This window comes from Haloferula helveola, from assembly GCF_037076345.1.
Taxonomy (GTDB): domain Bacteria; phylum Verrucomicrobiota; class Verrucomicrobiia; order Verrucomicrobiales; family Akkermansiaceae; genus Haloferula; species Haloferula helveola.
In genome coordinates, this window is record NZ_AP024702.1 from 2,724,847 (window position 1) to 2,738,538 (window position 13,692).

Here is a 13,692-nt window from a genome sequence, read left to right on the forward strand (position 1 = left end):
AGGTACCGAAGGGCTCAGTCCATCCTCGGGTAGAGGGTGATCTTGTGATTGGATTCGACCCAGGGGAGGATGATCATATTGGTGCCGACGATCCGGCCTTTCTCTTCGACCAGCAGCGATCGCTCGGCATTCAGCGCGAGGGCGAAGCGCTTGTGGGTCACAGCGACGCCCGGGTAGTAGGCCCCGGGACCATGGCCGGCGGTATCTTCCTTAATCACGATCCAGCCATCCTCGAAGCGGTAGTCTCCGGCGCGGATGAGGCCGCGTCCGACTTCGGTGCCGTCCTTCAGCCGATTCCGGAAACTCAGGTCGCCGTTCGGTTCGATGCTGAGTGTGATCCGGGAATCCGGCTGGATGGTCCTGCTGAAGCGGGCACTGTCACTCGCCGGGTTGCCGTAGCGGTCACGCGGTGGACTGAAGACTTGCTGGTGCCATCGCCCTGACGCACCGGACCCGAGCTTGGACCAAAGTTTGACGCTGGCTTCCCGGGTCGCTCCGTTCCGATAACTGCCAGCGAAGTCCTGAAGCGATGCTTCCTTGTTCACCCGTCGCTGGTCGGCGGGAGGGAGTTGGCTGGAAGAGCAACTGGCAAGCATTACCGCGCTGCCAAGCAACAGAAGGTGATGGAACAAACGAGTCACGGGGAGGGGGGAAATGAGACCATCACGAATCACCGTCACCTTTCAATGAGCATCTCGCACCTTTCAGTCAGGTGCCGGGCGACTTGGATGGAAGGACGGCTGAAGGTCATAAAGTCCAAGGTCGAAAGTCCCGCCGATCAAGCGTCGCCGCACGACCGCAACGGGCAGATTGCTCGGGCTTTCGAGTTTGAGACCTTCCGACCTTCCGACCTTCCGACCGCAACAGCCGTCAAAGCAGCGCCATTCCGGAATGCTCGCTTTGAGGCCGGCCCCTTTGACAGACATTCCGGACCTCGGGTGGACACGCGGGAGTTCTGGCTTACAGGTTCGAGCTGACCGTTTGTTCCATGAAGAAGCTTTCCGAGAACCTCTGGCTCTTTTCCTTTCCGTTGAAAATCCTCGGCGTCGATATCCGCCGCAATGTCACGATCATCCGTCTTGCGAGTGGCAAGCTTCTCATCCACTCGACGGCCGCCTTCACGGATTCGGACCGACAGCAGATCGAAGAGCTGGGCGAGCCCGGCTGGCTGATTGAAGGGATGATCGATCACGACACCTTCAGCGCAAAGGGCCACCAAAGCTTCCCGGATCTGCCGTTCTATGCGCCTCTCGGGTTCGCGGAGAGAGTCGATTTCAAGGTGGAAAACCTGCTCGATCCCCCCGCGGAGTGGAGCGACGAAATCCGGGTCCTGCCGCTGGAGGGTGCTCCGAAGATGAGGGAGCAGGTGTTTTTCCACCAGCCGTCCGGAACCCTGATCGTGTGCGATCTGCTTTTCCACTTTCCCGAGATCCACTCGCTGTGGGCGAAGCTCCTGCTCACCCCGACTTTGGGAAGAAACCCGGCCCCGGCCTTCTCCAGACGATTGAAGGCCTCCGTCAAAGATCGCGCCGCCTTTGAAGAGAGCCTTCGTGAAATCATAAATCTTCCGATCCAACGGATCATTCCGGGACACGGCGAGGTCCTCGAGCATGAGGCCAAAGCCCGGGCCATGTCGGCATTCCGGAAACAAGGATTGCTGAAGGAGCGAGACTCCGTTTCGGCATTGCGTGAATCGGTCGGCTTCGAGTAAGGGGTCAGCCTTCAGCCCCTTGGATTCGAATGCTCGTATTCCAGAACCGGCCCCACTGAGAGATGAGGTGGTGTCTGATGGATCACACTTCCGTCACATTCCCGGGGTCGAGCGAAAGGGACCTGCGTGCATCACTCTGATGGGAAATAGGATATGCCAAAGCCTCGATATATCGTCCCGCTTTGTTTGGTCGCCATTGCCATCGTCTTCTGGATCGTGAAGGTGCGGGAGGGACGTTTCGGAAGCCTTGGCGAAGACACGCCGACGGGTGATCCGTACACCGGTTCCCAGGGGCAGGCCTCGCTCGGAGCGGAAACGGCCGGAGAGAATGCGGGCCCCGGACGAGCCCCCAAAGCGAGCGACAGGAACGGGGTCCCGACCGCCATGGAGGATTTTCGACGCGCAGGCGGCTACATGGCCGAAAACATGTCCGAGGAGGCGGTCGAGAAATTGGAATCCGCCGTGGAAAAGGAACCCGACAACCGGGCCATGCGTCGAGCCCTGGCGACGGCGCTTTTACAGGCGGGCGGCCCGCTCGACGAAGCGGTCGGCCACCTCGAATACCTGATCGAGAACCTGAAGGCCGAGGCTTTCGACCATCACCTCCTTGGAATCATTCATCATCAGCGGGAGGATTACGAAGCCGCCATCGGGTCACTTCAACTCGCCCGAGAGCAGGGCTTCGATGACCTGGATTGCCTGACTCTGTTGGGAAGCTCCTACATCAGGCTCGGCAAAAACGAAGAGGCACTCCAGTTCGCCACGGAAATTCTGGAGAGGGAGGAATCGAAAGACGCACACCGTCTTGCGGCGATGGCGCTCCAGGGCTTGGGCGACGATGCCGCGGCCAATGAACATGCGAAACGCGCGCAGGAACTCGCCGCAAAGGACGAGGTAGAATGACTGCGGGTGTTCTCTGCTTCAACCTGAGCACGCGTCTCCGCTCACCGCGACCCCCTTTGAGTTTGATGCTTGGAATCTGTTCGCGGTGATAGCATTTGTGACTAATGACAAGATGGCTGACGTCCTCGATTCTCACCGCAGTTTGCCTCCCATCATGCTGCCTCACCAAGCCTCCGAAGATCGAGACTGTTTCGCTGAAGGATTCGGTGATCGCGGCTGCGAAGGCTGCAAGGGAGAGCGGGGCCGAATCAATGACATATGAGGCAAGTGTGACGACAACCACCAAGGGTGAGGTGTCAGTCATTATTCCGGTTGGAGCCTATTCGCCAACCTTCGGTGGTTCGGTCCAAACTGCGGTCGGTTCCAAAGTGACGATTAAGGTCGATACAAGCGAGGCAAGTGGGCGAACTCCAAGCGGGATCATATACGAGCTCGATACGAGGACGCTGGAAGCTCAGCCGCTCCGGTAGATGGAGCGATAAGGGGGGCACCCTTCGCGGAAAACCCGCTTACCCTGTCACAATCCGTCCCGCCCGTGCGAAGTGCTTCCAACTGGACGATTCCATGAAGCCTGCCGCCGCCCTTTTCCTCGCCGCCGCCCTTGTTGCCCTTGCTCCGGCCCATGCGGTTGAGAAGGGACCGACCCATGCGCCGCCCAACTGGTATTTCAAACTGGAGAGCCACATCCTAGAGGCCACGGACATCCTGATCGTGACCGAGGGCGGGGAGATCGATGGAAAGGTGACCGTGGAGGAAGTGCTTTACGGACCGAAGAAGGTGGGAGACGAACTCGACTTCCCCGACCTCGCCAAGTTCGCCCCGGAGGAGGCCCGGACCACCATGGACGACCGCATGCTGCTGGGTCCCCGGGAGGGTGAATTCGTGCCGGAGGTGGTCCCGGCCGGCCGGATGATGCTTTTCCTCGTTCCGGAAGGGTTGATGCCCGGCATCCCTGACTACGACATCGTCCCCGGCGGGAAACCCCTGCCGCAGCCGGGCATGGAGTCCCATGCCGCACTAATCAAGGACCAGAGGATCTTCCTGCCCTCGGGGCTGTACCGTGAACCAGAGAAGCTGTCCCTGTACGAGCACAGGGAAACCCTGTCGGAGGTCCGTGAGCAGATCGCCGTGGTCTCGGAGGAGCGCGAGCTGCTTGTCGAATGTCTGGCCAACGAGGACCCCGCGGAACGTGCCGCGATGGCGGTCCGGCTGGTGTCTTCGGACTGCTGGGTCATCGCCGAGCACGCCCGGCACATCCTGGTCCGCTGCGGTGCCGCCGCCATCCCGCATGTGGAAAAGCTACTGAGCGAGCCGGCTCCCGGCTGGAGCGACAATCCCATGCATCAACAGCTCATCATTCTGCTGAGGGGGCAGGACGGGGATGACACCGCCAGCGAGACCTTCGCCCCCCTCATCCTCCGCATGGTGGACCGGGATCTCGCCTTCTGGGAGAAGACCACCCCCTCCCTCGCCCCGAACTGGTGGAATGAAAGCGACGCGGAAGGTGGCCCCAGCCCCCTCCAGCAGCGCCTCGACCACAGCATGCAGCTCATCAATCTCCTCGGCGTGCTGAAGACCCCGGCGGCCCTTGCCAAAGTACAGGAAATCCAGGAGTTCTGCGAGGCCCGCCCCGCCCTCAGGAACACCGGTGCCCCCTACGGCCTCCTCGACCGCTGCGCCGTCGCCCTCGGCGAGGATCCGGGGGCAGACTGAGCGGGGGATTTCCCAGCCACCACTTTGGCAGCGGGACCTACCGTTGCCTCCGGCGGACCGTTTCGAGGGTTGGGGTCTCAGCGAAGGGGTCGTAGAAGCGGTCAATGTCACGATTGACTGACAGACGCCTTCGAGACCCCGCTGAAGATGAAATTTTTGATTCGCGGACCTACCCATTTAAACTCCTTTGAGTGCTGTCCTCTAGAGGTGGGTAGCAGAGTCACACGCGTGATTCTGGATCGACTCCAGCAGTTTTCTGAGTGCGGCAGCGAGGACCAGCGGGTCAGAAATCTCAGTAAAGTCTGAAATCAACCGCTGGTGTAATTCGGCTCTCGCCCAGCAGTTGAACTCATCGCTGAAAACGTAGCCGTCGAGGTCGATTGGGACAATCAGGGAGAACTGTGGTCCAAACTCCTTTTGAAGTTCGTGCTCCCGATATAGGGCAATGCAAAGTTCTCGCAAAACCCAATCGCTAGTTAAGGAGCTTTTTGAACAGAAAAGCAAAAAGCAGTCCGAGCATTGGATCCCATTGGTGATGTTTGGAGCGAGAAAGGACCCCGGTGGAAGAGTTTCAGCGTCGTACCAGCAATGGTGACCCAGCGCTCGGATGGCTCTTTCGACAAGGCCCACTGTGGCTTTGTCGTTCGAACTGTGACTCAGGAAAAACGAGTAAGTTGGTGAAAGGTTGATGGGCGACAGCGAGCATGGTTCGCGATGCTCGACTTGACGGGACTCGTGAACCTTAATTTGTGGCAAAGGGGAACGAGGTTGGCGGTTTGCAACAAGGAGGAAGAACAAGAGCAAGACCACGCCAGCGGTGCCTGAGGCCAAGACCGCCTCGGAACTGATGCGAACCTCAAGATGAATGCCCAGTTGTGGCAAGTGGACTACGACTGCGACTAGCTCTTTCGCCTGATCGGCATCGACGGCGCCGACCAGCATCAAGTCATGACCGCGTGTGTAGGCAACGAATTCCCCTGCCGGGATTCGTTGGTGGTTTCCCTGTTGGGTGATAGCTGCGAGCGATGCGTCTTTGGTCCAGTCGTACTGGGCCAAGTTCCAGCAATCACGTAGGATCGCCTTCTCCGTTTCTGCGGGAGTCGCAATCGAAGCGCTCGCTGAGGGCGAGTCCCCATTCCATCCGTGGATGAGTATGACAAGATTCTCCTCTCGGCCACTGGGTGGAGAACGATTCGAGGTGGCCGATCGAGCTGGCGCAACAGGGGAGTTGGGGACGCCCGCAACCTCTCCTGAAGTGTGCGGGGGAAAGGAAGGATGATCACCCCACGCGCCGGAATCCACTCGGGAGCCGTCGATGAGCTGCGCAACATCAGGACCAACGAAGAGCGACGTCCCAAGCTCCGGATAAGAAGTTGCGCCGTCTTCCAACCATCCGGCTGACTCACCGCTTGGAAATTCACGCAAAAATCCCACCTCGCATTCTACCGAGTCAGGTCCAACGCAGACCATCGAAGTCGGCGGCGGGAACCAAGCGAGCCCCAATCCGCTTTCAATCTTTGGTATTTCGGTAACCGACGTATGCGTTGAGGTCGTCTGTCCCTCTGATTCTAAGAACGTGACTGTTCCGCTACCTCCGGAATACGATGTGAGCGTAATGGCCCAAAGGTTCTCAGTCGGTTGTCCGTGGATGACACTTAAATTGTCCGCCGTAGAAGACGTTCCTCCACCGAGGTGGCCACTTGGCCCAATGTTGAAGATTGGCGGATTGGGCTGAACTGCAAGCAATTCTGGTCCGGTGCTCGCCTCAACATGCAGTATTTGCATCAAGAACCCGAAAAAAAGCGACCAACCTTTCACGTTAGAAAGCTACACGACTTTTTTTGAATTCAAACCCGATTTGCGAGAATGCCAGAGAGGTCTCTCCCCAAAGGCTCTCGAAGTGGTCTCGAAGGGGTCAGGCCTCGCACTTTAACATTCGCTCCAATGCCTTCGCTTGTCTCGCAAGGTTCGGCTCTTTGGCGATCCTGCCAACCTCACGGCTGACGCTTCCCGGGTGGCCCATCGCGAGCCGCTCGCCGAGCCAGGCATTCGATGCCGACGTCTGCCGCTTCACCCACCACTCCACAACCGCTTTTTCGTCTCTGTAGCGACCTCGCCCGGAGAGCTCCGCCGGTCGGGTAGGCAAGCCCAAGCCCAACACCGCTTCCCGGATCCGCCGTTCAGCCTCCCTTTCGTCATGCGCGCGTGCTCCCGCGCCAGTCACGCTTCCCCGCTTGCGCTTGGGGCGGAGCCCGCCGGCGAGCACGTCCAGCAACTGGTCACCGAAACCCTCCTCTCCAAGATACCATCCCCGACGGAGCGACTTCAGGGACTCATCGTTCAAGGTGCCCTCGCGATCCTTCGCCCGTGCCTCCAGGTAGGAGGCGTAGGCCGCCCGGCCGCGACGGTTGCCCGCCAGCTCGAATGCCCGCAAAACCCGGTCCGTCTCCAGCCACGGCAGCGTCCTCCGGCTCGCGTAGGTCGGGAAGCTGCTCCACGCCCACTCCTTGAGTTCCCGGCCCGTGTCTCCTCCGACCCAGCCGCTTCGAACGGGATTGAGATGGATGTAGTCGGCGACGATCCGGAAGTAGTGGTCGTCGCCTTCCCCGTTGACCACCACCGCCTTGTAGCGCCCTTGGAAGACGTGGCCGCGGCGCTTCCTCCGTCGGTTCCACGCTTGCGAATAGGCCCCCATCATCCACTTCATGCCTTTCACCAGATTCGGCTCGGGGGTTTCGAGCAGCAGATGAAAATGGTTGCCCATCAACACATAGGCGTGGACCCGCCAGCCGAAACGTCCCCATGCCTCCTCGATCCGCGACCGCCAGTCGTGACGGTCGGAGTCGGTCTCGAACACGTCCTTGCCGCCATCGCCGCGGGCCATGACGTGGTACACCGCACCGGCGGCTTCGTAGCGGAGGGGCCGGGCCATTAATGGGCAGGGTGGGGATCGTGCAGTTGGCCAACAATGTTAAAGTGCGAGGACTGACCCCTTTCATGTCAGGATTCACGGACTGACCCCGCCAAATGCTTGAAAAACGGGACTGACCCCTTTGAAGGGAGACCCCTTTGAAGGGAGACCCCTTTGAAGGGACCCGCTCCTGCACCGGCATCTCCACAATTGACAAGGACCGTGAGTTCCCAAAGATCATCGACAGCGATGGCATCGGGACGGGAAAAGCAGATCTGGGAGTCTTACCGGCGGCTAGTGAAGCAAGTGCCGCTTGGCGTTATCGTCGCAGACCCAAACGACGACTACGAATTTCAATTCGTAAACGACAACATGCTATCAATTCTGGGTTACGAAAATTCCAGAACTTCTCTAGCTTCCCTGAAGAGAGAGAAGGTCTCCCACATCACCGAAATTCTTTACACTAGAACTGGTTCGCCAGTGGAAGCCAAATTGCGTGAGCTTGGGGCGAAAAAGAAGTCCGAGTTTTCCGCACTCGTGTTCTGCCGGCCAAATATGCGGATTTCCGATGTGAAGGTCACTGCCACCATCGGAACGTGGAACAACAAAACGTCGGCTTTCTTCTTTATCCGAAATGTAACGAAAGAGTTACGAGAGGAAAAGGAGCTTCGCCTCAAGAACAGCGAGCTAGAATCGGTTGCCTACGCATTTTCGCACGATCTGAATGCTCCGCTTATTACACTTAGCTCGTTTCTACCTATTGCAATTGAGCATCTTGAGAAAGCGTCCAAGGAACGAGAGTCGCTCAAACTAATTGAAAAGGCTAGAGTCGAACTCGATCGCTGCAAGAGAGCATCCGATCGAATGCAGGAGATGTTCGAGAGCATTACCGAACTGTATAGAATCGGGAATGGAAAAGAAAAAAGGATAGATCTAGAGGTTGTTAACGCAATCGAGAATGTCGAAGATATCTTGAAGGAAAAAATCGAAGAAAGTGGTGCGACCATTACCTGCGAGGGAATCTCACAGACACTCCGTGTCGCAAGAAGCCACGTTATCTTGATCCTCCAGAATCTGATTTCCAACGCCATCAAATATCGGGACCCAAAGCAGAGCCCGAATATCGAAATTGGCCTTAGCGAAGACCATGCTAATATCCGCCATAGCGTCTTTTATGTCGCCGACAACGGAGTAGGAATACCGGAGCACAACAAGAGCAAGGTATTCATGATGTTTCAGAAGTTACGATCTAATGACGAAGGAATGGGAGTAGGACTTGCCATCGTTTCACGGATCGTATCTTTATATCAAGGAAAGATATGGGTTGAAGACAACTCACCACAAGGAAGCGTATTCTACTTCACCCTTCCTGAAGCTCAAAAACTTATAGCCGACGATGAAGGCATCTAGAAATATCTTACTAATCGAGGACGATGAAGATCACGCAGAGTTGCTAACACGAAACGCGAACCCATCTGACAAGATCTCTCGTATTGGAGACGGTGGAGAGGCTCTTGACTTTCTGTTTGGACTAGAGCAATCGCCGACCGCTGACCGACCTGACCTCATCATCCTTGATCTAAAGCTTCCGACTGCAGACGGGACAATGATTCTCGCCAAGATCAAGACAGACGAGAAAGCAAAAATCCTTGGTCTCCACCGCATCCCAGTTGTGATAGTCACATCCTCGATCAATCCGAGGGACATAAGCAATGCATATGATAACTACACGAATAGCTATCTCGAAAAACCTCGATCCCCTGAAGGATGGGCGCACTTAATGCGCCAAATTGACGAATACTGGCTTACTTGCAATAAATCTAGCCTAGGACTCCCATCGTAAGATCATCCAATGAGCTGCAGGGTATTCATCGTCGAGGACGACAAGGCACATGCGACTCTGATGGACTTATGCCTGAAGAATGCCCGCGGATCTTACAACACCGAACTTTTTCAAAGCGGAGAGGTGGCCTTGGAGGAGGCTATTAGGAATCCGCCTGATCTGATGCTGGTCGATATCAATCTTATCGATATGTCCGGCATCGAACTATTGGAGCAGATTTCCAAACACAAAGACTTTAAAACTCGAGTGATTTTACTTTCCAGCCAGGAGTTTGACTACGGCGTCGTGGTCAAATGCACAAAACTTGGTGCATCGGACTTCCTCCAGAAGACAAAAGTCCTCTTGAGCCCGACTTCTCGCCATCTCGAATTGAAGGTCGTCAAGGCATTGCTTGAACCAACCATAAACTTGGCGGACAGGGAAGAAGCTGAGAAACTGATCAAAGAGAATGCACGGCTCAAAGCGCAGGCTAGGGGCGCGAAGAAGCTTGCTGTTCGATTTGGATCCCTGGTGTCTGAGTGGTTCTTTAAGGCCATATTGGCAGGTGTAGCAGCGGCAGTTTTTACCTGGCTCGTCACGCAGCTTCAGCCTGGGAAAGTTCAGATCGCCTTGTTGGTTGGTGGAATTGTATTTGTTTTTGTGATCGTCAGGAATCCACTTCGACGATTTGCGAATGCGTTTTGGGCTCTTCTGACGGTATGGTCTTCTGCGTGTTTAGTCTCCAGTTTTTCGATAGCCGTAGAACATCGAGATAGCTTCCTCGACATTTGGTTTTCAGGTCAGGAGCTTTGGTTTCATATCGTCGCAGGTGTGCTGATGTTGAGTTGCTTAATCCTTGATTTTGTCGAAAGAAGGGCGCGAAGGTGACCTCTGAAAGTGAAAGGGGTCAGTGAAAGGGGTCGGTCAGTGAAAGGGGTCAGTCCCGTTTTTCGAGCATTTGGATTGTTGGCTTCATTGGTTTGGGGAGTGGAATGAGGCTTTGATGATCACGGTCTAGCAGGCCGTTGGATCGAAGGGAAGCGGGAGAGCGTGCCCGCCGCGCGGGAGTGGCCTCCTTCGGCGGAGCCACCGACTGCGTCGGAGTGCCTGACGGCATGAGAAGTGGCAGACTTGGGCTCCGGGGCGGACTGAAGTCCGCGCACCATGCTCGGATGCCGGGGCGCGGTCGGAGCCGCGCGGTCCTTTGGGGATTCCGGATGGGGTCCATCGACAGGAATGTCGATGCCCCTTAGTCAAACAAATCGAGCTGGGGCGGATTGGGATCCGGCATGTCCTTGGGCCGCGTGTTCTTCGCCTTCGGGCCGCGCTTTTTGGCGTCGGGCTTGGCGCTGTGCATCTCAAGGTGGCTGAGGATGTCCTTGGCGCGGTCGATGATGGGGGTGGGGAGGCCGGCGAGGCGGGCGACCTGGATGCCGTAGGACTTGTCGGCGGCGCCGGGGACGATCTTCCTCAAGAAGATGATCTCGTCGTTCCACTCGCGGACGGCGACGTTGTAGTTGGCGACGGCGGCGCGGGTCTCGGTGAGGTCGGTGAGCTCGTGGTAGTGCGTGGCGAACAAGGTGCGGCACCGGGTGACATCATGGAGGTGCTCGGCGACAGCCCAGGCGATGGAAAGGCCGTCGAAGGTCGCGGTGCCGCGGCCGATCTCGTCGAGGATGACGAGGCTGCGGTCGGTGGCGTGGTTGAGGATGAGCGCGGTCTCGTTCATCTCGACCATGAAGGTGGACTGGCCACGCGAGAGGTCGTCGCTGGCGCCGACACGGCAGAAGATGCGGTCGACGAGACCGACGGTGGCGGATTCGGCGGGGACGTAGGCGCCGATCTGGGCCATCAGGGTGATGAGGGCGACCTGGCGGATGTAGGTGGATTTGCCGGCCATGTTGGGGCCGGTGAGGATTTGGACGAGGGAGAGGTCGGCGGGGCCGTCCGGCGATTCGGGGCCGGTGGTGAGTGGGGAGTGGTCGGTGGTCGGTGGGGACTGGGGTTCCGCCGCCGGACGAGCGGGGGCGCTCGTCCCTACCTCTTGGGCTCCGGGGCCGGCTGAAGCCGGCGGTCCATTTTCTGGATTCTGACCACTGACCACTGACCCCTCATCACCAGAGCCCGAATCAGGGGGCGGGACGAATTCGGTGTCATTCGGCACGAACTTCTCATCGACCAAGGTCTGCTCGAGGACGGGGTGGCGGCCGTTGGTGATTTCGAGGTAGCGGCTTTCTTCAAGGACGGGGCGGGAGTGGCGGTGGGTTTGGGCGACGTCGGCGAGGCCGCCGAGGACGTCGATCTCGGCGACGGCGGCGGCGGTTTCCTGGAGGGCGTCGAGGTGGGTGCAGACCTGCTGCCTCAGCTCGAGGAAGAGCTCGTGCTCGAGTTGCTTGGCGCGCTCTTCGGAGCCGAGGACCTTGCTTTCCATCTCCTTGAGCGCGGGGGTGATGAAGCGCTCGGCGTTGGCCATGGTCTGCTTGCGCGTGTAGTCGTCGGGAATGGTGGCGGTGGCGAGCTTGGCGGCGGAGATCTCGATGAAGTAGCCGAAGACGTTGTTGAACTTTACCTTGAGCGAGTCGATGCCGGTGCGCTTGCGCTCGTCCTCCTGAAGCTGGGCGATCCACTTCTTGCCGTCGCGGCCGGCGGCGCGGAGTTCGTCGAGCTCGGCGCTGTGGCCGTCGGCGATGAGGCCGCCGTCTTTTAATGTGGCGGGGGGTTCTTCGGAGAGGGAGGTGGCGAGGAGTTCGGTGAGAGAGGTGAAGTCGTGGAGCTTGGCGGAGTGACTCGTGACGAGTGAGGAGTGTGAAGTGGGAGACTGGGGCTCTGGGGCGCGGTCGGAGCCGCGCGGTCCTTGCTCGGGTTCCGGGGCGCGACTGGGGTCGCGCGGTCCGTTCTCTGAATTCTGACCACCGGCCACTGAACCCTGACCACCGGCGGCTGCTCCCTGGCCCCCGACCCCTGACCCCATGGGGAGGCTGAGGAGGTCCTCCTTGAGGGTGGGGATGTGGCTTAGGGAAGTGGCGAGGGCTTGGAGGTCGCGGGCGTTGCCGGCGCCTTGGGAGAGGCGGGAGGTGGTGCGTTCGATGTCGCGGATGCCTTGGAGGGACTCGCGGACTTTGCTGAGGATGAAGGGCTCGGCGAGGAAGGCGGCGATCATTTCCTGGCGGGCGAGGAGGGCCTCGCGGTCGCGCAGGGGGTGGAGGATCCAGTCGCGCAGGAGTCGCGCGCCCATGGGGGTCTTGGTGCGGTCGAGGACGCCGAGCAGGGTGTGCTTGCGGCCGGAGCGGGAGTCGACGAGGTCGAGGTTGCGCTGCGAGGCGGCGTCGATGAGCACGATGCCGTCGTCCTCGCGGACCTTGAGCGAGCGGAGGTGCTCGCAGGGGCGGCGGAGCTGGTGGACGAGGTAGTGGAGGACGGCGCCTGCGGCCCCGATGGCGGCGGGCATTTCGGCGCAGCCGAAGCCGTGCAGGGAATGGACGCCGAAGTGGTCCTTGAGGAGCTGGCCGGCGGGATCGGGGAGGAAGGCGAAGGCGTCGTAGGCCTGGGAGGCGGGGAGCGCGCCGAAGGCCTCGAGCTGTTCGTCGGAAACGAGGAGCTCGGAGGGCGTGAGGCGGGCGAGTTCGTCGTCGAGCGGGCCGCGGGAGTCGAACTCGGTGAGGGTGAAGGAGCCGGTGGTGTGGTCGACGCAGGCGAGGCCGAACTTCTTCCCGAACTGGAAGACGGCGGCGAGGAAGTTCGGGCGGGCGTCGTCGAGGAGGTGGTGCTCGATGATCGAGCCGGCGGAGATGATGCGGGCGATCTCGCGCTCGACGATTTTCCCGGGCTGCGGCTCGGTCGTTTGCTCGGCGATGGCAACGCGCTTGCCGGCCTTGACGAGCTTGGAGATGTAGTTGTCGGCCGCGTGGTACGGGACGCCGCACATCGGCACCGAGTTGCGTCGGGTGAGGGCAACGTTGAGGATGGGCGCGGCGGTCTGGGCGTCCTCGAAGAACATCTCGTAGAAGTCGCCGAGGCGGAAGAGGAGGAGGACGTCGGCGGGCAGCGAGCGGCGCATCGATTGATACTGCGCCATCATCGGGGTGAGCTTGGTGCCGGCCATTGCCTAGAGGCTGAACATCGAACGTCGAACGTCCAACTTTGAAGTTCGGGGGAATGGCCGTTGGGGTGGTGCGGGCTTTGGTGATGAGGGGCTAGTGGCCAGGGAGTGGGGGGAAGGGTGGGCGGCGTCGGCAGGTAGAGCGGGAGGTGTGGGGTGGGCGGGTTGGTGCGCGGACTTCAGTCCGCATTTCTTCGGACTGGGTTCCGGGGCGGACTAAAGTCCGCGCACCATGCCGGGGCTCCGGGGCGCGGTCGGAGCCGCGCGGTCCGTTTCATTGGAGGCGGGACTGGCCACTGACCACCGGCCACTCATCACCAAAGCGGGAGCAATGAGGCCGGGTCGCCTCGAGTGGGGGTGGTTCGTTCGCTTGGGCTTCCTCCTTCGCCTAGGCTTCGGCGGACATGCTGCGGCGGGTTGCAAACCCGCTCTCCTGATTTCTGGCCCCTAACCCCCGACCGCTGTCCCCTCTCCTACTGACCACCGGCCACCGGGCACTCATCACCGAAGCTGGAACAACGGGACCGGGTCGC

The 13,692-nt window shown here is 59.4% G+C and carries 10 protein-coding genes; 6 read left to right on the forward strand and 4 right to left on the reverse strand.

What is annotated here, in order from left to right:
* Nucleotides 1-14 precede the first annotated feature (14 nt).
* Complete coding sequence (locus HAHE_RS09965; RefSeq protein ID WP_338690660.1) at nt 15-641, reverse strand: hypothetical protein; 627 nt, start codon at nt 639-641, stop codon at nt 15-17.
* A 347-nt stretch (nt 642-988) separates the two neighbouring features.
* Between HAHE_RS09965 and HAHE_RS09970 the strand changes: the two genes are divergently transcribed.
* The 3 genes from HAHE_RS09970 (at nt 989) to HAHE_RS09980 (ending at nt 4,327) form a co-directional block, all read left to right on the forward strand.
* Nucleotides 989-1,711: a hypothetical protein gene (locus HAHE_RS09970; RefSeq protein WP_338690662.1), complete on the forward strand. Its 723-nt coding sequence runs from the start codon at nt 989-991 to the stop codon at nt 1,709-1,711.
* Between the two features lie 384 nt (nt 1,712-2,095).
* Nucleotides 2,096-2,614: a tetratricopeptide repeat protein gene (locus HAHE_RS09975; RefSeq protein ID WP_338690663.1), complete on the forward strand. Its 519-nt coding sequence runs from the start codon at nt 2,096-2,098 to the stop codon at nt 2,612-2,614.
* A gap of 564 nt (nt 2,615-3,178) precedes the next feature.
* A complete protein-coding gene (locus HAHE_RS09980; protein ID WP_338690664.1) occupies nt 3,179-4,327 on the forward strand; it encodes a hypothetical protein in 1,149 nt (382 codons plus the stop codon).
* Nucleotides 4,328-4,528: 201 nt separating this feature from the next.
* Here the strand turns inward: HAHE_RS09980 and HAHE_RS09985 are convergent, their stop codons facing one another.
* Both HAHE_RS09985 and HAHE_RS09990 read right to left on the reverse strand, forming a co-directional pair.
* Nucleotides 4,529-5,383, reverse strand: a complete 855-nt coding sequence (locus HAHE_RS09985) for a toll/interleukin-1 receptor domain-containing protein (RefSeq protein ID WP_338690665.1) — start codon at nt 5,381-5,383, stop codon at nt 4,529-4,531.
* An 859-nt stretch (nt 5,384-6,242) separates the two neighbouring features.
* Nucleotides 6,243-7,259 (reverse strand): transposase, encoded by a 1,017-nt coding sequence (locus HAHE_RS09990; protein ID WP_338690666.1) that lies wholly within the window; start codon nt 7,257-7,259, stop codon nt 6,243-6,245.
* Between the two features lie 201 nt (nt 7,260-7,460).
* On the opposite strand from HAHE_RS09990, the gene HAHE_RS09995 reads away from it, so the two are divergent.
* Genes HAHE_RS09995 through HAHE_RS10000 form a run of 3 tightly spaced genes read left to right on the forward strand, consistent with a single transcriptional unit; the run spans nt 7,461 to nt 9,948 of the window.
* On the forward strand, nt 7,461-8,648 hold the full coding sequence (locus HAHE_RS09995) for a PAS domain-containing sensor histidine kinase (RefSeq protein ID WP_338690667.1): 1,188 nt from the start codon (nt 7,461-7,463) through the stop codon (nt 8,646-8,648).
* Complete coding sequence (locus HAHE_RS21745; protein WP_353415621.1) at nt 8,635-9,081, forward strand: response regulator; 447 nt, start codon at nt 8,635-8,637, stop codon at nt 9,079-9,081. Before HAHE_RS09995 ends, HAHE_RS21745 begins: the two co-directional genes overlap by 14 nt.
* Nucleotides 9,082-9,090: 9 nt before the next feature.
* A complete protein-coding gene (locus tag HAHE_RS10000) occupies nt 9,091-9,948 on the forward strand; it encodes a response regulator (protein WP_338690668.1) in 858 nt (285 codons plus the stop codon).
* 361 nt (nt 9,949-10,309) lie between these two features.
* Here HAHE_RS10000 and mutS read toward each other — a convergent pair whose 3' ends face one another.
* Nucleotides 10,310-13,162 carry a DNA mismatch repair protein MutS gene (gene mutS / locus HAHE_RS10005; RefSeq protein ID WP_338690670.1) on the reverse strand — a complete coding sequence of 951 codons (2,853 nt, stop codon included), beginning with the start codon at nt 13,160-13,162 and terminating at the stop codon, nt 10,310-10,312.
* Nucleotides 13,163-13,692: the final 530 nt, after the last annotated feature.